This is a genomic window from Dyella sp. SG562, assembly GCF_011759495.1.
GTDB classification, from domain to species: domain Bacteria; phylum Pseudomonadota; class Gammaproteobacteria; order Xanthomonadales; family Rhodanobacteraceae; genus Dyella_D; species Dyella_D marensis.
Map to the genome: position 1 here is coordinate 249814 of NZ_JAAOYS010000001.1, position 17857 is coordinate 267670.

Here is a 17857-nt window from a genome sequence, read left to right on the forward strand (position 1 = left end):
GGCGATACCGTCGTTCAGCTCCATGGTCGTGGGTAAAATGGCGCTTTCCCGAAAGCTTCCCGCCATGCGCACCATCCGCATCCACGTCGACCAGCCCCTCGCCATCGATACCGAATTCGCCCTGCCCGCCCAGGCTGGCGAACACGTGGCGCGCGTTCTGCGCATGACGGTTGGCGACGCGCTGGTGCTGTTCAATGGCGATGGGCAGGACTATGCGGCCGTCATCGTTGCGGTGGGCAAGCGCGAAGTGAGCGTGCGTGTGGCATCCGGCCAGCGCGTGGATAACGAATCGCCGTTGCGGCTGACGCTGGCGCAGGGCATTGCGCGTGGCGAGAAGATGGATCTGATCGTGCAGAAGGCCACGGAACTGGGCGTGGCGCGCATCGTGCCGCTGCATACGGAGCGGTCCGAGGTGAAGCTCGATGCGGCGCGGGCGGAGAAGCGCCTGGCGCATTGGCGTGCGGTGGCGCAGAGCGCATGCGAGCAGAGTGGGCGCGCGGTGGTGCCGGAGATTGTGCCGGCGTTGTCGCTGGAAGCCTGGTTGCGGGATCTGCCGGCGGATGATGGGGCCTTGCGTCTGGCGTTGTTGCCGGAGGGTACGGTGCAGGCGCGGGCGTTGGATTTTCCGGCGAGTGGTGGGGTGTTGGTGGTTGGGCCGGAAGGTGGGTTGGGAGAGCGCGACGTGGGGACGCTAAGTACGGCTGCGTTTCAGGGGTTGCGGTTGGGGCCGCGGATTTTGCGGACTGAGACGGCGGGGTTGGCGGCGTTGGCGGCGTTGCAGGCGTTGCATGGGGATATTTGAAGCGGCTCAGAAAAACGACGCGCCAAGATGGCGCGCCGCAATCGAGTCGGTGCATCAATACCTTCGCTTTACCGCACGTGGTAAAGCACCGCGGCACCCGGCTTCGCCTCGAACGCAGGCACGGTGCGCTGCTTCAACGCATTGCCCTTCGCATCCCACACCAGCGTGTCCTGCGGGTAATCGTCCTTGCGCGTCATCGCATCGATCTGCTTCACGATCACGACCGAACCTTCCTTCACCTCGGGGTTCCAGGTGAACACGCCTACGCGGCCATAAAAGGCGGCGGGCGCATCGGCGTCGAGGCGGCGATCGGGACACATCACCAGCCCGCGCTCCAGCATCACGCGCAGTGCGCCGACAGGCACGGACCTTACGGTGGGAGTGGTGCGGTCGGCGCTATGCCCAGGACAGACATTGGCGGAGCGCGTGACCATGTCTTCGACGACTTCGCGATCCGATTGGGCGAAGGCCGGCATGGCGGCGACGGAGAGAACCAGCAGGGCGGCGGTGGATATCCTTTGCATATGTCTTGCTCCTTGGCTGTTGGTCGGGGCGAGAGTAGCAAGGGTGTGTTAACACTTGGTGATCCCGTTAGCTCTCTGCCCCGACGTGATAGTTGCTGAGTACAACAGCAACGCCGAAGTCCGCGAGATCGCCGAGCAACGCAGGCGAGAGAGTGGGACCTCCATCAAACGATTGCTGGAAGTGACCGCACCACCAGCAAACGTCGAAGCGCTCCGCATACGATGCGATAAGCGCCTTCTTCGGACGAAGAATCTCCATCAAGCTCACCAGCCCAGCTTCAAGCGAGGGCCATTCATCCGCATGAGTGCCCGCATATGACCAGACGCCGCTCTCGAATGTGCTCGATGCACCTCGCCGCTCTCCCTTGCTTCTTACATGCGTGGGCTGGATGTCCATCGCCTTCGTGATCTCAGAAGGCGACAGTTCCATTCCGGAAATGCGAAGTTCCACCGTGTAGCGATCTGCAGTATGCGGCATGGAAAATTACTCACGCGGATCGTGCGGATTTACAAGCCGGTCACGGCCTCATATCGGGCGAAACGATAAGTCAGTACACCCTTCCCTGTCGCCCGCGCCCCGTATTGAACTCCATGGCGAACGAATCATCCCGCCCTTCGACCAGAGCCACCAACCCCTCCGCCAATGTGGACAGCTGCGCGTAGTCGGTGGCTATTTCAACGAAGGTATAGCTGCGAATGGTCTTCCCATCATCCGACGGCTCCGCCACCGCCGCCCGCAAGCCGATTTCACCCAGGAATCCCGTGGAGCGCACCGATAGATCGACGTGCCGCCACCTCAGTTTCGTCAGATCATTCGCATCCAGATACCCACCGAAAAATTCCACCCCATGCTCCGGCAGAGGATAAACCGCCATTTCCTTGGCCTTTTCCAGAAGGAACCTGGGGTCGAAATACGCAGAGCCACGCCCCGCATAGAGACCGGATTGAAGTTCCATGCACAACTGACACGAGCCATCGTCGTCATGCTTTATCTCGAAACCGATTAATTCCCTCATAAAGCCCTCAAATTTCCAAATGTCAGGTCTACGGCGCGAGAGATCGCGTCGCTCGAAGTAGCAGCGGCCGTCCGGTTCCGCGCGCAGGACTTTGCATGCTGCATATGCCTGCATAGCCGTGGTTGTAACAGCAACCAGGCCGTGCTCGTAGTGTTCTACGACGGCATGATTATCAGATGTGACGAAGCGCCCAATCGTCGTCGGCGCCGTATAGGCGCAGTCTGAAAATTAAAGAGGAAGGAGTGACCGGGCTGTTGGCGACTGATTGAGGAGCAGAAATTTTGTCGCGTAGAAGACTTTTAGGAGTTCAATCCAAGGGGGCGCAACAAGCGCGCGCAGCTATCGCAAGGCTTCGGACTTTTCTAGCGACTCCAAGGAGAACGGCTCCGACGGAATATTGCACTTGGCAATATCCACAAGGATTAGTCTGAATAACTGAGTTCGGCTCGCACCGCTGCCGATCACTTCATCCAGTAAATAGAGGAACTGCCACTCGTCAGTGGTGTGAATGATGACCGTCTTGCTGGGCCTAGCGTACTCGGATAGCGATCCGACGTAGTCCTTCCACTCTCCATCCACATCCCGCTGCAGCACGATGGAATTGGGATGGACCATCCAATACTTCTCCGCCCTGACATCCGCATACAGACTGACAGGCTTACTTGCCCCGTTCGATATGACGAAGACGCCATAGGAGAACTTGCCTCCTTCAATGTCCAGCTCTTGCCGGGCGACAGGCTTGATGCTTACTCGCGATTCGCGATCCGCGCAGTCAACAGCGCTCGATGGAGCAGCAACCGCGGATCCGCAGGCCAGAAGGACGAGGCCAATAAAGGAGGATGGCAGGATTGCTCTCATAGACTCAGCCACAAAGGGAGAGGCCGACAGAGGCGACAAGAAACTTGTCCCACCCCCATCCATAGCGCATCTAGCATTCTTAATTCTTAACTCTTCATTCTTCTTTCTGAAGAGCTACATCATTCTCCTCCAGATGAACTAGCCCAATTTCTACCGTTTCTATGAGCACTCCATGCTTCAAGTATGAAGCCCATTGATCTCTCGGATACTTTTCCATGTGCTCGCTCGTATCCACAGAGCAAACTACGACTCCAGTGAGATTAGGTTCAAATCTCACTCGATCACCGAGTCTAACCATGTTCCCGTTTGCGTACTTCATGCGATGTCCTAAGGCAATACGAACGGCCTCGCGTTTGAACTCAGCACCGAACCTCTGGCGCTTCTCCATCGAACACCTCCGTGCGAGGATTGTCCCCGCTTTTAGGTGTCCGTGAAATCAGGGGGAGTCCAATCCGGCGCTCGAACAACGCTAGGTCAGCCCGCCAACTCCAACATCTCCGTCAATTGCTCCTCAATCCCCTCAAGATCCGGAATCACCGCCACGTCATCGCGCACCAGCACCTGCGCCTTGACACCCGGCGGCAACTCCGTCCCATCGTGGGTCGGAATGATCAGCTCCGCATTCAACGTCGTCAGTCGCGGAAAACCCTGCGTGACCACCGCCACAAATGGCAGCTTCGGATTGCCGCCCACGTCTTCAGCACTACTAAGCACATCACCAGCGACGGATCACCCACGCAGCCCAGCGTCTCGATGAGCGCAAACGGATGATGCAGGCCTGGGCTGACTACTTGGCTGGCTTAAGAGCCAGCGGCAACGTCGTGGCACTTAAGCGGAAGGGTTAAGAGCTATTCTCCTACGACGGCGACGTCACTCCTCCCCAACTCTTGATCACTTACATGCAATGCCCGCTGCGCTCTTGGCTTTGCCAGATGCATCAAAGGGAACCATTCCTCCGACGACGTGCGAATTCCCACCAGCGATTAGGCTCAAGTCGTACTCCCAAAATATAAGCAGATTACCGCGCCCCTCGTAGCGGGAGATGCCGAGAAACCGGGAATCCAGATCGACTCGACCTTCAACGTGATCCTTGGCTTGGATCCTAACCTTGGTGCTGGGGAAGTCGACAGCAGGAATACTCTCCTTCAAAGGCTCTCCCGCTAATCGGCCTGCAGGATAAAGCACCAACCCTAATGTGCTCTGTCCCCAGGGAAGATCTGCGAGAGGAACCTCGACATCGCGACCTGTGCAGTTCCATACCTGCACATTGAAGTAGTGCCTGCCGTTCTCTACGACTACCCCCACGGGCCGAACCAAGAAAGCCTGGCCGTAAGCGGAAGTCATCGAGAGAATGAATAAAATCAGCGCGTATACGAATCTATTCATAAAAATTCGTCTTAAGCCAGTTTTCATATCGTGCCTTCATACCTTCTTCGCGGGCAATTCGCTCCTCAATGGCCTTGCGGCACTGATCGCACGACTTCAGTGCAGCCTTCTTCTTCCGCAAGCAATCCAGCTCCTTGCTATGGGCCTTGACTTCGGATTTGTAGGTCTCCGCCACTGAACCTACATATACCTGAGTTCCGGCTGGCTGGTTACGGCATACAGTCGGGTTAGACCTAAGTGCATCGGCTCGATGGACCCCCTCGTGCTCCTTCACACAATCATCCCAACACGGATTCTGCTTAAATAGCCAAATGGCGATCGCGCCGAGTCCATCGCAGTAGATGGTTGAGGCCCCCTTATTCAAAGGGCCTTCCGCGAAGGCCTGGGTGCCATCGACATCATCGAAATGAAGTGGGGACTGGTTGGCGTATGCATACGTGCTCGGGCCGCCTTCGAGTCCAATCGGATCGCTCTGCACATACCTACCTATCGCAGCCTCATAGTCGCGATTAACGTTGTAGCTCAGCTTCGACTCCTGATCATAGTATTGACCGGTAAAGCGGAGGTTGAGCGTACCTACGCCCACCGACGGATCTTTTTCGCCAAACGGATTTGCCTGGTAACTCCACTGCCAAGCCACTGCCCCCGCGCTATCGGTAACCGCGCGCGGCGTGCCTAACCCATCGGAATGCACATAGCTCACCACACTCGCGGCGCCGTTCGTATCGACTACTGCTACCGGCAATCCATCCAGCCAAATATAGCTCCGGCTCGTTGCTCCGTACTCACCGATGAGTTGACTACCTTCGTCATACGCAAAGCGCAGACTCGCCGCAGACACCTTGGCAATCCGCTGTCCGATCGCGTTGTAGGTATAGCTCGCAACGGTCTGGCCATTGCGCTGAACCACCGTCATACGATTGCGATCATTGTAGCCGTAGCCGAAGGTGTCGCCACCGGTTGAATTACCCGTCATATTGCCGTTGGCGTCATACATCCGAGCGCTACTACCGATGCTCGTCAGCCGGTGCGTGCCAGCCTGATAGCCGTAGGTGCCCGTCGCCAGCCCATTGCTCGTCTTGCTTAGACGATCGCCGGTCTTGTTGTAGGTGTAGGCTTCGATCGCCTGGCCCTGGGCATCCTTAAGCCCAGTCAAACGATACAGCGGGTCGTAGCTGTAGGTTTCGATGGCAGGATTGGCACCGGATACGTTACCCAGCGCGGTGATATTGCCGGTTGCATCGCGGGCGAAATGCAGGTTCAACACCGGACTCACGACATCCGTCACCGCATAGTTAGCGTCGTAGGTAAGGGTCAGGGTCTGGCCATTGCCCAGGGTGTAGCTGGCAATGGGACCGAAGGGGAGATAGCTGACGTTGGTGACCACGTTGCCGACATTGCTGCTGGCCGGCAACTGAGCAGTGACGCTGTTGATGCGACCGCCGCCGTCGCGGCTGTACTGGATTAGGGTGCCGTCCGGGGTGCGGGTACTGGCGAGACGGTCAGCCAGGGTGTAGCTATAGCGCACTGTGTCAATGTTGGTGCCCTGAGTCTGACGCTTCTGCAACATGTTGCCACGAGCGTCGTAGCAGTAGACCGTGGTGACGGCGGTTTCCACCACGCTGGTCAGGTGACCTATAGGGTACGAGTCCGTGCAGCCGGTGACGTTGTCGGCCTCGTCATAGCGGTAGCTAACGTTGGCGTCGCTGGTCGGATACGTTGTGGTGGTAATGCGATTCAGCGCGTCGAAGGTGCTATGGCTGACCACGCCGCGCGCATCGGTGCCCTGGATGCGGTTGCCGGTCGCGTCGTAGACGTAACTGGAGGTGCCTGTGTCCGGGCTATGCACCGCTTTGGTGTTACCCAGGCCATCGTAGTCGTACGTAGTGTTGAGGCCGTCCGGGTCACTGACGCCTTGCAGCTGATCCTTAGCGTCATAGGCGAACACGCTCTGGGTGTTCTGCGTGGAGGTATCGATACCATTGTAGTTGTCGATGGTGCTGACCAAGCGGTTAAGAGCGTCGTAGCCCTGTTTGCGTTGGATCCCTAAGGCATCGGCGCTTCGCACTAAATTGCCGTTGCCGTCGTAGCTGTCGGTGAAGCTGGCATCGAACACAGTGCGGCTGAGACCATCCTTGATGGCGGTCAACTGACCCAGGGGGTTGTAGCTTCGGGCCAGCGTGCGGCGAAGGGAGTTACCCGCGTCAAAAGTCTCTTCCTTAGTCTTATTGCCCGCCACATCCAGCGTGTAATGAATGCGGTTGCCGAGGGCGTCGGTGATATCAGTGAGGCGATGGGCGGCATCATAGGTGTAGCTGACCTTGATGTTATCCGGATCAGTAACCCCGATCACATTCCCCACGCCATCGTAATCGAGCGTCGTGACCGCGCTGCCGATCGTGCGCGTTTTCAACCACCCGCGGGGCGTATAGGTAAAGGATGTTGTTACGCCGTTGGCATCGACCATTCCAGTGACGCGTCCTGCCCCGTCATAGGACGTGTAGGTCGTTACATGGCCCATTGGATCAATCGTTTTATAGATATCACCCGCTTTCGCGGAAGCACTGCTCGTTGTGTAGTACTGGATGCTTCTGACCTGACTGAGGTCAGTTCGCGGACCCGCTTCACTCAAACGCAATCCCACGAATGGACAGCCCGTCCCGATGGTGTCGCAGTAACTGTACTGGCGCTGCCGCACGCCGTCAGGAGCCGTCGCCGCGCTGCCACACACATAGCTAAGTGCTGCGGACTTGGATGCGTCAATCTCGCAGTCCGCCGTGATTTGGCCTCTTCCGTTGTACGACCACGTGAATTTCTCTATGAGGTTATAGTTGTAGTCATAGATGCGCCGCTCTGTCGGAAGATGAAAAACGTTGTTCCAATCCGTTTGGATGAGTCGCGGATTCTGGCTTCCGTAATTGTCTACGCTCCCCGTGAGTAACCCCTCACTATTGTGCTGGTAACTCGTAATGTTGCCGTTGAAATCGGTAGTTTTGCTGACCAATCCAGTGATGTCGTACTCGCGAGCACTTACCGTGCCACACGTCTTGCATGTCCCATCCAGGCCCACTGCCTTTGGTACGCCCTGTATGACCGTGAAGGTGTGAACCCGCATCACGCCAAGCGAATCAGTGACACTGGCTGAGCCATCGCCGTTGTATGTGATAGCGAAAGTATCCACACCGCCAGCCAGTTCGTTTTCTATGGCTTTTCCGTTCACGTCGTAGCTATAGCTGACATATCTGGCTTGGTTCTCATCAATGATGCCAGTCAGCAGGCCTGACACCTGTGATCCACTTACACGCGATGGCTCGTTGTATAGGTAGGCACGCTGCTTTCCGTCGGGAAAGCTTGCCGTGGAGAGATTGCCGGAAGCATCGTAGGCGTAGCTGATGGTCTGGCCATCAGGACTCGCCACTGCTGCGAGGCGACCTGATGCCCCATAGGTAAGGTTGATGGCACGCTGGAAGGGGTCCGTCACGGAAATCAGGTAGCCCGGTCCTGGGGCAATGCTAGTTGGAGTTGAAGCATTGCTATACGCCAGAGAGACGACGAAGCCTTCGGGGTCTTGAATGGCAATTAGCTTGCCAGTGGTGTCGAACTGCTCCGTGCTGCGGGTATCGACCCGCTTGAATAGCCAGCCAGTTCGATTCCCAGAGCCGTCCTTTTGCTCGACCAGTTCATCGAAGACATCCGGTTCTCCGGACCAAACGCCGGCGAGAAGCCTATAAATGACGACCCGACCGTCTTCTCGTGTGACCGCAACCGTATCGGGGTTCGGCGCCGTGCCCGCAACGAAGTTGACCGAGCGCAGATAGGTATGCCGCCAGCGCAGACCTAGTTGCCCGGCACCGGCGCTAGGGGCGCTGTTGTAGTAACGGTTGAAAACCAGCCATCGGCCAGCGGCAAACTCCTCTTCTCGCCGGAAAACATTGCCAGTGCCCGCGTTGATGGGATCACCAACGCAGTTCGGGCATGGCGGCTCGCCGTTGCTCTTGCCCGGATCCGGGGTGATGGGAGCTGGGCACTCCCACTGATTCCCGACCCCGTAGTCATAGCTGCCCAGGCCATTCACGTTGTTGTGCAAGCCAAATACCCAGGAGCCAATGAGTCCGGTCTGGGACGAGTTATTCCATTCAATGCAGCACGTATGGCATGACGCGGTAACGACCAGATCGGGATACTGCGACATAGCGTTTGGCACCATCACATTCGTGCAGTGATCCTCGGCTTGGCTATACGTTGGCCAGCCGAAGAGGCCAGGCGGACACCAATGACTGTCAGCGAGCGCCGCCGTGGTATGGGTGGCGCCCGCCAGGAGCAATCCCAGGCATAGTCCAACACGCACGAGTCCAGAGGGTGCTGCATCAGACCGGCTCGATAAGAAACGGACAACCCGTCCCCAGACCCCTGCTTTCGCAAGACAACGAATCAGACAGCCCGCGAATTCCATGTTCATCCCCAGATTGAACGGCCGACCCGATCTACTGCTCGGGTCAAGCCACGATCCTGTGTGGCCAAGCGATACCATCCATCGCTCGATTTTTACCCACAAAAAAGCCGAGGTTGCACGCAACCTCGGCTCCTTTCGAAATCTTCCACGACAGCCTCGCCATCGATTGTGATCAAACCCTCATCCATGATTCCCCTTCCCTAGGGTTAGTCCCAAATCCATGGACACACAACAACGAGTAAGACCAAAGCGCCAACCAGGCGCTGCACAACCCTCGGTCAGCCCGCCAACTCCAACATCTCCGTCAACTGCTCCTCAATCCCCTCAAGATCCGGAATCACCGCCACGTCATCGCGCACCAGCACCTGCGCTTTGACACCCGCCGGCAACTCCGTCCCATCGTGAGTCGGAATAATCAGCTCCGCATTCAACGTCGTCAGTCGCGGAAAACCCTGCGTGACCACCGCCACGAACGGCAGCTTCGGATTGCCGCCCAGCGCCTTCAGCACGGCCACGCGCATCGCCAGCGACGGGTCGCCCTCTTCCGCGCCGGCCAGCTTGGTGAACGACACCAGCGGTACGCGCCAGCCGCGCCAGGCAATGCGCCCGAGCAGCCACTCCGGCGCGCCTTCCACCGTCTCCGGCGTCGGCAAGGTGATCACTTCGGCCACGGTCGCGTTGGGCAGCAACAGGCGCAGATGGCCTACCGGCACCAGTACGCAACGGATCTCGCGCGGCAACGGCTGCTCGCTCATCGCTGGACTTCCTCTTCGATCAAACGTGCCGCCAGTTCGAACGGCGTTCCGGTGAAACTTGCCAGGCGTTCGGCTTCCACGCCGTGCACCATGTCGGCGTAATGGTCGCCGGAGGCCCGCTCGACCCACACGCGGCCGCCGCGGTCGTGCACGGCTTGCGCGCCCGCTACCGCATCGGTGCCGGGGCCGGCGAAGACGATGGCCACGGCATCGCGGCCAAACACATTGGCCGCCGTGGTGAACGCGCTGTCGATGGACGGGTTCTGGAACGAAGCGACGTCCACCGCCTCGCATTCGATACGGCCATCGCGCAGCAAGCGCACCTGGCGGTTGGCAGGCACCAGCAGCACTTCGCCGGCGCGGGCGCGCTGGCCATGGCTGGCGATGCGCACGGGCAGTGCGGAATGCTTGGACAGGCGCTCGGACAACATATCGGCCGAAGCGGCGCCCTGATGCTGGGTCAGCAGCACGGCCATGCGCAGGCTGGACGGCAAGGCGGCAAGGAACGCGCAAACGGAATCCGTGCTGTCCACCGTCGCGCCCAGCAGCAGCACGCGGCCCAGCGCGCTGTCGAGTTCGCCCAGGTGCACTTCGTGCGAGTACTCCTCGCGCGGCGCGATGGCTTCCTCGATGGAGACCAGCTCCAGCGTCATGCCCGGTTCGATCAGCGGCGCCTCGTCCACCAGCTCCACGTCGGGCGCGAGGAAATCGGCTGCGCTCACTTTCTCGATGGCGAACTCCGGCGCGGGCGCTTCGGCCAGCGGGGCGTCCTCGTCGACCAGCGACCAGCTCGCATGCAACGCTTCGGCGGTGGACATCTTCTCCACCTTGATCGGCGTGTCGGCCGGCATGAAGCTGTCGTCCAGCGGCGCCAGCGCGAGATGGTCGAGCTGGAACGACGGACGCGGCGCGCTCGGCGGCGCAGCCAGCGGCTCGTCGGGAAGGCTGGCGGTGAGTTCTTCGCGCACCGGCGGCGGCACCGCGGCGACGAGATCCTCGTGCACGGGCGGCAGCGGCGCATGGCCTTGCGTGTCGGCGAGGAAGTCCGCGCCGAAGTCGGCGCCGAACATGCCGTCGTGCAGCGGCGGCGCGTCTTCGGCGATGGGCTTCAGGCCGCTGCCGAAGTCGTCGTCGGCCGGCTCGTCCGTATCGGCGGCGAGCAGTGCTTCGAGTTCGGCGGCGAGCGATTCGGAAACGTCGGCGGCTTCGCCGACCACCGGCGAAAGCAGGATCTCCGGCGCTTCGTCGATCAGCGTGAGGTCGGCCACCGGCTCGATCTCGGCCAGCGTGGCCGGCTCGGCTTCGGCTGCCGGTGCTTCAAACGTTTCTGCCAACGCTACGGCAGCGACCGGAGCCACAGCAGCCACCGCCACCGGCTCATGCACCACCGGCGTTTCGACCGCCAGGGCATCGGCCGGACGCGGCGGATCGATATCGCCGTCCGCCAGCACCTTCACCGCCAGATGGCGGGCCCAGCGCGCGCGGTCCCAGCCGTCCAGGCCGCGGCTGGCCTGGGCGTCGTTGAACACCACGCGTGGATGGTCGCCGTCGATCACGTCGTAGAGGCGGTCGATGCCGTCGGCCGCTTCGTCGTCGAGGTTCACCACCACCACCTGGGCGCCGGTGCCGTGGATCACTTCGCGGCTCAGCGTACCCAGCGCGCCTTCGTGCACGATGCGTGCACCGCGCTCGCGCAAGGCTTCGCGCAGATGCGCCCCGAGTTCCGCGTCGTCGAACAGCAGAGCGACTGCCGGGGCTTCAGCCATGGGCGGACTCCGTGGCCTGGTCCTGCAGCGCACGCTGCTCCAGCACTTCGCTGATCTGCGCCAGCAACTCGATTTCCTGGTACGGCTTGCCGAGGTAGCGGTCCACGCCGATGTCGAACGCGCGCTGGCGATGCTTATCGCCGGTACGCGAGGTGATCATGATGATCGGCACGTTGCGCAGGCGCGGGTCGGCCTTCATCTGCTCGGCCAGCTCGAAGCCGTCCATGCGCGGCATTTCGATGTCGAGCAGCATCAGGTCGGGCACGCGCTCGTGCAGTTTTTCCAGCGCATCGAGGCCGTCCTTCGCGGTGTGCACTTCGTATTCGTGGCGTTCCAGCACGCGGCCGGTGACCTTGCGCATGGTGATGGAGTCATCGACCACCATCACCAGCGGACGCACGCGCTCTTCTTCCACCACCGGCATTTCGACGGCGCTGAGGCCTTCGGCCAGGCGCTCCTGGCGGCGCACGATACCGTGGCGCACCAGCGGCGGCAGATCGAGAATGATCAGCACCGAGCCATCGCCCATGATGGTGGCGCCGAGGATGCCCGGTACCGAGCTCACCTGCGGGCCGACCGACTTCACCACGATCTCGCGCGAGCCGATCACGGCGTCGATGCGGATCGCCGCGCGCAGGTCGCCGGCGCGGGTCAGCAGCAGCGGCAGCTGCTCGTCGCCCGGATGGCCGGCGGGAATGCCCAGGAGTTCCGCCAGGTCGTGGATGCCGTACTGCTCGCCCGAATACGGGAAGCTCGGCTCGTACGCAGCCAGGCGTTCGGTAAGGTCGGCCGGGCTGATGCGGGCCACGCCCTGCACCGAAGTCATCGGGATGGCGAAGTTCGATTCGCCGATGCGCACCAGGATCGCCTGCGTCACCGCCAGGGTGAACGGCAGGCGCAGCACGAAGGTGGTGCCCTGACCGGCCTGCGATTCCACCGCGATGGAGCCGCCGAGCTGCTTGATCTCGTTGGCCACCACGTCCATGCCCACGCCGCGTCCGGCCAGCTGGGTGACGCTGCTGGCGGTGGAGAAGCCCGGCTGGGTGATCAGGGCCAGCAGCTGGTCGTCGCTGGGCTTGGCGTCGGCGCGCAGCAGGCCGCGCTCGATGCCGCGCTTGCGCACGGCCTCGCGGTCCAGGCCGCGGCCATCGTCGGTCACGCGCACCACCACCTCGGTGGCTTCGCGCGCCACGCGGATGCGCACCGCGCCTTCGGCCGGCTTGCCCGCCTTGCGGCGTTCTTCCGGCGACTCGATACCGTGCGCCACGGCGTTGCGCAACATGTGCTCGAACGGCGCCTTCAGGCGGTCCAGCAGGGTGCGGTCCATTTCGCCGTGCGCGCCTTCCACGAACAGCTGCGCGCTCTTGCCCTGCTCCTGCGCGGCCTGGCGCAGGGTGCGGCGCAGGTTCGGCACCATGGTGTCGAACGGCAGCATGCGCGTGCGCAGCAGGCCGTCCTGCAGTTCGGAGCTGACGCGCGACTGCTGGATCAGCAGCGTTTCGGCCTGGCGGGTCAGTTCGTCCAGCATGCCCTGGATGGAGACAAGGTCGGATACCGACTCGGCCAGCGCACGCGAGTACTGCTGCAGCTGCGAGTAGCGGTCCAGCTCGAGCGGATCGAACACGCTCATGCCCGCTTCGCGGTGCTCGCGCTGGAAGCGCGCGATGATCTGCGCTTCGGTTTCGATTTCCAGCATGCGCAGCTGGCTTCGCAGGCGCTGCACGGTCTGGTCCAGCTCGACCAGGTTGAAGCGGTAGCCGGCCACCTGCTGTTCCAGGCGCGAACGGTAGATCGCCACCTCGCCGGCATGGTTGACCAGGGTGTCGAGCAGTTCGGAACGGACGCGGATCTGTTCCTGCGGACCGCGCATCTCGTCGAACTGGCCTTCTTCCGGCAGCAGCTCGGGCAGATGGGCGCGATCGGCCGGTTCGGCGGCGAGGCCAGCCGGTTCGGCGTGTGCGGCCGAGGGCTTCGCTTCGCCGGCCAGGCCGAGGAAGCGGTCGATCATCGCCTGCGGGTATTCCACGCCGCGACCCTGCGACACGCGCTGCACCAGTCCGTGCAGGGCGTCGAAGCCAGCTTCGAGCGCGCGGATCAGCTCGCCCTGGCGCGCCGGATCGTGGCCGGCCGGGCTTTCCAGCAAGGTTTCGATGGCGTGGGTGAGATCGCCCACCGGCACCATGCCGGCGATGCGCGCACCGCCCTTCAGCGTGTGCAGGTCGCGCTGCAGGCTGGCCATGTGTTCCGGCTCGGCCGGCTCGGCACGCCACTGCGCCAGCACGCTGTCGGAGTGGTCGAGGATCTCGCGCGCTTCCTCGGCGAAGATCTCCAGCAGGTCCGGATCGATCTGGTCGTTGGTCCAGCTGCCGGCGTATTCGGTGCTGAGGTCGTGCTGCGGCGCGCGGGTTGCTTCGGGCGCCGGTTCTTCGATCTCTTCGGCCTTGAACGGCGCCGCCTCGATGCGCTCCGCCTCGATATGTTCCGGCTCGACATGAGCGGGCTCGGCGTGCACGGCCTCGACGTGCTCGTGTTCGACCACCGGCTCGGCATCGGCCAGCGAGGTCTCTTCGACGTGCGCCGCTGCGGCCGCCGGCTCGTCGGCCAGCCCCGCGACCGGCTCGGCGAGATTCGCCAGCGGCTCGGAACTGCCGAGGAAATCGGCCAGCTCGCTCTCGATCACGTCGCCGACTTCGATCTCTTCGATCTCGCCTTCGGCCAGCGCCGGTTCCAGCGTCGCATGCGTGAAGGCTTCGGCCGGCTGCTCCGTCCCGACCAGCGCATGGGCGTCGACCAGGTGCGCTTCGGCCGGCTCCACGGCGTCGAGCGACAGTTCGATGTGTTCGGCGGCGCCCGGATGCGTGCCGGAAAGACCGATCGGTTCGATCGCGTGGCCATCGAAGGACAGCGTGTTCTCGACCACGATCTCGTTCGGGTCTTCCACCGCTTCCGCGTGCTGCGGCTCCTCGGCGGTGAGGTCGCCGTAGAGCGCGGCGAAATCGTCTTCTTCCGCCACCGGCGCGGCGACGTGGTGCGTCGTGCCGGCTTCGTGCACCGGCAGTTCGGCGTCGAAGCTGCCCAGCGCGGCCATCAGCTCGGCGGTGAATGCATCCACCGGCGCTTCGGCCGCCGGCGCGGCGTCGTGCGGCGCGTGCGTCTCGCCCGGCTGCACCGGCATGGCGGCGTCCAGCGCGGCGGCGAGCGCGCCTTCGTCGGCCTCGCCTTCCGCGGCGAGGTCGTCGGCCAGCGGCTCGAACAGCACGTGGGCCACCTGCGGCTCCGGCTGCGCGTCGCGCAGCTCGCACAGGCGGCGGATCAGCGCGTCGAGCTCCGGCAGCTGCGGCTGCTCGGCGTCGAACTGGCCCATGATGTAGTCGACTGCATCGGCGCTCTTGCCCAGCAGGTTCACGCCCTCGGCAGAGAGCGGATGGCCGGCCGCGCGCAGGCGCTTGAGCAGGCTTTCCAGCGGCGACAGCAGCTGGGTCAGCAGCGGGATGTCGACCATCGCGATGGCGCCATGCAGAGTGTGCACGGCGCGCAGCAGGCCGTCGTCCACGCGCAGTTCGGCGTCGACGCGGTTGATCGCGTGGCGGATGGTCTGCAGGTACTGGGCGACTTCGCTGCGCAGGATTTCCAGCAGCACCGGGTCGACCGGCGGCAGCACCGGCGCGGCGATGGTCTCGTGCGCCGGCGTGTGCACCACCGGTTCCGGCGCCGGCTCGACGTGCGCGAGCGTGGCGGGCGGGATCGCCTCGGCGGCGAGCTGCGAACGCGGCACGCGGCGGCGCACGGTGCGGCGCACCGTCTCGGTGCCGGCGGGCTTGAAGTCCTCGATGCTGGCGTGTTCGCTGCCGCCGGAGAGGCGGTCGGCGGTTTCCATGATCGCGGCCAGCGGCGCGGTCGGCGCGCCCTCGCCCATCAGCGCGGCGCGCAGCTGCGGCAGCGCCTCGATGGCGTGGCGGATCAGCGCCTGCACATTGGCATTGGCGGGAATCGACTGATCGAGCACGCGGTTGAGCATGTTCTCGATCTTCCACGCGTACTCGCCCAGCGCCGAGGCGCCGACCAGGCGGCCGGAACCCTTCAGCGTGTGGAAGGAGCGGCGGATCGGGGTGAGCGCCTCGAGGCGCTCCGGATCGGCCAGCCACTTCTGCTCGGCGTCGCGCAGGTTGTCGATCTCTTCCTGCATTTCCTCCAGGAATATCTCGCGGATCTCGTCGTCGATGCCGTCCACGCTGACCTGGAAGCCGGCGTGGGCATTGATGGCGTCGGCGGAGGGCACCTGCTCCAGCACTTCTTCTTCGATCTCGACCCAGTCGTCGTCGTCGTTGGCGCCGGACGCGGCGGGCGCGGGCACGTGCTCGGTGTCGACCAGGCGCAGGCCGGCCAGCTCGTGCGCCGACGGCATCGGGGTGACGGCTTCGCCGATCACCAGGCCGCCGAGGTCGTTGCCGGTGGCGAGGCTGACGGTTTCGGTGAGTTCGTGGTCGGTGCCCAGGTCTGGCGTGAACGCGGCGGGCGCCGCTGCCGGCGCGGGCGCGGCGGCTTCCGGCTCGGCGTCGGCCAGCACGGTGCGCACCGGCGGCGGTGGCCAATAGCCGAGCGTGCTGAGGCTGTGCTCGGCCACGTCCAGGATGTGTTCCAGGCCGCCGCGGTGTTCGCGCGCGGCTTCCAGGTAGTACTCCAGCGCGGCCAGCGCGTCGGCCAGGTGGTCCATCTGCGCGCTGGTGGGCACGCGGCGGTCGCTGAGCAGTTCGTTGCCGACGAAGCGGCCGATGCCTTCGGCCAGTTCCGCCGGGCGCGGCGCGGTGAGCATGCGCATGGCGCCGGACACTTCGTCCATCAGGCCCGGCACGTCGGTCAGTTCCTGATGGCGCCAGCCGGATTCGATGAAGGCGACGATGGCGTCCTTCACCTTGCCGGTGTTGGCGGTGGCTTCCTGCATCAGGGTGGACAGGATGTGCCGCGCCTCGCTGCGCGGGAGCATGTTCACCGGCGCTTCGGCCGAGGGTTCCTCGTCGGCGCCCAGGCTCTCGATGTGGTCGTCGAGCGAGGCTTCCACGTAGAGCAGCGCGCCGGCCACGTCGAGCAGCAGCTCTTCGTCCGGGGCGCGCATGCGGTTGGCGATGTCTTCCAGCACGCGGCGCTGTTCGGTCACCACGCGGCGCGGCACGCCCAGGGCGAGCATGCCGAGGGTGTCGCCGACGCGTTCGAGCACGCCGGTCTGTTCGCTGAGCTGGGCGGGATCGGCGTTGGCCTGGCGCAGGAACAGGTCCAGCGCCTCCTTCACGCGCAGCAGGTCTTCCTTGATGGCCTTGGCCACCGAATCCAGCAGAGCGCGGTTGTGGCCGGACATGGAGCCGCGGGCGTGTTCCAGCTCGCCCTCGTCGGGCAGCAGGCGGTCCAGGCCGTAGGTGCGCACCAGCAGGTCCATGCGCGCGCTGCGCTGCCTGGACTGGGCCACCACGTAGAGCAGCTTGCGCGCCAGCTCGTCGGCGTCGCCGCCGCGCATGGACGCTTCGCCCTGTTCGATCAGCTGGCGGATGCTGCGATCGACCTTGCCGATCAGCTGGCGCACTTCGCCCGCCTGGTTCTTCAGCACGCCCTGCTGCAGGCCTTCCAGCACGCCGGCGGTGATCCACCACAGACGGCGGCCCGGCACGCTGTAGCAGCGCGCGGCGATCGCATCGAGGGTCTGCACCATGGCGCCGAGCTGCTGCTCGGCCGACTGGCCGCGGAACCACGCCAGCAGCTGCTGCTGGAACCGCAGGCGCAGCTCGGCGATGCGGCCGTGCATGCGCTCGGCCTCTTCCTGGTTGAGCGCGGCCGGCGCGCTGTCGGGCAGCGCGGCTTCGAGGTTGGGCGCGAACAGCGCCGACTCGTGCAGCGCCTGCTGCCCGCGGCTGGCGCGCAGCTCGTTGAGCAGCGGCAGCAGCACTACCGGCACGTCGCGATGGCCGCCCGAAAGGCGTTCCAGGTAGTCCGGCAGCTGCATCAGGCCGCGCATCATCGCGGCATAGGCTTCCTCGCGCTGGGTGACGTGGCCTTCGAGCAGGGCGATGGCGAGGTTTTCCATTTCCTCGGCCACCAGCGCGGCGCCGTACAGCTCGACCATGCGCAGGGTGCCCTGCACCTGGTGCAGGCTGTCGGCGCACGAGCGCATGACGGCGCGGTCGCCCGGATTTTCGACGTAGGACTCCAGCGCCTCACGGGCGATGGCCAGCGTCTCGTCAAGCTCGGGCTTGACCCACTGCAGGGTGGTGAAATCGATGTGGTCTTGAAGTCTCATGCGCCCCTCTC

At 63.4% G+C, this 17857-nt stretch carries 11 protein-coding genes and 1 pseudogene; 1 reads left to right on the forward strand and 11 read right to left on the reverse strand.

The annotated features are described in order from the left end of the window. Positions 1 to 64: 64 nt before the first annotated feature. Entirely contained in the window at positions 65 to 802 is a 738-nt protein-coding gene (locus FHW84_RS01125; protein ID WP_167252281.1) for a 16S rRNA (uracil(1498)-N(3))-methyltransferase, read from the forward strand. A gap of 68 nt (positions 803 to 870) precedes the next feature. Here the strand turns inward: FHW84_RS01125 and FHW84_RS01130 are convergent, their stop codons facing one another. The 11 genes and pseudogenes from FHW84_RS01130 to FHW84_RS01180 all read right to left on the reverse strand — a co-directional run bounded on the left by FHW84_RS01130 (position 871) and on the right by FHW84_RS01180 (position 17846). Further along, complete coding sequence (locus FHW84_RS01130; RefSeq protein WP_208399590.1) at positions 871 to 1302, reverse strand: hypothetical protein; 432 nt, start codon at positions 1300 to 1302, stop codon at positions 871 to 873. Positions 1303 to 1393: 91 nt separating this feature from the next. Beyond that, the gene (locus FHW84_RS01135; protein WP_167252283.1) at positions 1394 to 1804 is read right to left on the reverse strand and encodes a DUF4279 domain-containing protein; all 411 of its coding nucleotides are present in this window, start codon (positions 1802 to 1804) and stop codon (positions 1394 to 1396) included. 70 nt (positions 1805 to 1874) lie between these two features. Further along, complete coding sequence (locus FHW84_RS01140) at positions 1875 to 2342, reverse strand: hypothetical protein (protein WP_167252284.1); 468 nt, start codon at positions 2340 to 2342, stop codon at positions 1875 to 1877. A gap of 339 nt (positions 2343 to 2681) precedes the next feature. Continuing rightward, positions 2682 to 3200 (reverse strand): hypothetical protein, encoded by a 519-nt coding sequence (locus FHW84_RS01145; RefSeq protein WP_167252285.1) that lies wholly within the window; start codon positions 3198 to 3200, stop codon positions 2682 to 2684. 94 nt (positions 3201 to 3294) lie between these two features. Beyond that, positions 3295 to 3588, reverse strand: a complete 294-nt coding sequence (locus FHW84_RS01150; protein WP_167252286.1) for a hypothetical protein — start codon at positions 3586 to 3588, stop codon at positions 3295 to 3297. 86 nt (positions 3589 to 3674) lie between these two features. Beyond that, positions 3675 to 3904: pseudogene (locus tag FHW84_RS01155) on the reverse strand (chemotaxis protein CheW); the annotation flags it as partial. 187 nt (positions 3905 to 4091) lie between these two features. Continuing rightward, positions 4092 to 4586 carry a hypothetical protein gene (locus FHW84_RS01160; RefSeq protein WP_167252287.1) on the reverse strand — a complete coding sequence of 165 codons (495 nt, stop codon included), beginning with the start codon at positions 4584 to 4586 and terminating at the stop codon, positions 4092 to 4094. Continuing rightward, the gene (locus FHW84_RS01165) at positions 4579 to 8778 is read right to left on the reverse strand and encodes an RHS repeat-associated core domain-containing protein (RefSeq protein ID WP_167252288.1); all 4200 of its coding nucleotides are present in this window, start codon (positions 8776 to 8778) and stop codon (positions 4579 to 4581) included. Before FHW84_RS01165 ends, FHW84_RS01160 begins: the two co-directional genes overlap by 8 nt. A gap of 539 nt (positions 8779 to 9317) precedes the next feature. Beyond that, complete coding sequence (locus FHW84_RS01170) at positions 9318 to 9794, reverse strand: chemotaxis protein CheW (RefSeq protein ID WP_167252289.1); 477 nt, start codon at positions 9792 to 9794, stop codon at positions 9318 to 9320. Continuing rightward, a complete protein-coding gene (locus tag FHW84_RS01175; protein WP_167252290.1) occupies positions 9791 to 11560 on the reverse strand; it encodes a chemotaxis protein CheB in 1770 nt (589 codons plus the stop codon). The genes FHW84_RS01170 and FHW84_RS01175 overlap by 4 nt, the downstream gene beginning before the upstream one ends. Beyond that, the gene (locus FHW84_RS01180) at positions 11553 to 17846 is read right to left on the reverse strand and encodes an Hpt domain-containing protein (RefSeq protein ID WP_167252291.1); all 6294 of its coding nucleotides are present in this window, start codon (positions 17844 to 17846) and stop codon (positions 11553 to 11555) included. The genes FHW84_RS01175 and FHW84_RS01180 overlap by 8 nt, the downstream gene beginning before the upstream one ends. Positions 17847 to 17857 lie beyond the last annotated feature (11 nt).

What these genes read in the sequence shown, in the direction of transcription:
- FHW84_RS01125 (WP_167252281.1), top strand. Translation starts at nt 65, where the DNA reads ATGCGCACCATCCGCATCCACGTCGACCAGCCCCTCGCCATCGATACC.
- FHW84_RS01135 (WP_167252283.1), bottom strand. Translation starts at nt 1,804, where the DNA reads ATGCCGCATACTGCAGATCGCTACACGGTGGAACTTCGCATTTCCGGA.
- FHW84_RS01140 (WP_167252284.1), bottom strand. Translation starts at nt 2,342, where the DNA reads ATGAGGGAATTAATCGGTTTCGAGATAAAGCATGACGACGATGGCTCG.
- FHW84_RS01145 (WP_167252285.1), bottom strand. Translation starts at nt 3,200, where the DNA reads ATGAGAGCAATCCTGCCATCCTCCTTTATTGGCCTCGTCCTTCTGGCC.
- FHW84_RS01150 (WP_167252286.1), bottom strand. Translation starts at nt 3,588, where the DNA reads ATGGAGAAGCGCCAGAGGTTCGGTGCTGAGTTCAAACGCGAGGCCGTT.
- FHW84_RS01160 (WP_167252287.1), bottom strand. Translation starts at nt 4,586, where the DNA reads ATGAATAGATTCGTATACGCGCTGATTTTATTCATTCTCTCGATGACT.
- FHW84_RS01165 (WP_167252288.1), bottom strand. Translation starts at nt 8,778, where the DNA reads ATGTCGCAGTATCCCGATCTGGTCGTTACCGCGTCATGCCATACGTGC.
- FHW84_RS01170 (WP_167252289.1), bottom strand. Translation starts at nt 9,794, where the DNA reads ATGAGCGAGCAGCCGTTGCCGCGCGAGATCCGTTGCGTACTGGTGCCG.
- FHW84_RS01175 (WP_167252290.1), bottom strand. Translation starts at nt 11,560, where the DNA reads ATGGCTGAAGCCCCGGCAGTCGCTCTGCTGTTCGACGACGCGGAACTC.
- FHW84_RS01180 (WP_167252291.1), bottom strand. Translation starts at nt 17,846, where the DNA reads ATGAGACTTCAAGACCACATCGATTTCACCACCCTGCAGTGGGTCAAG.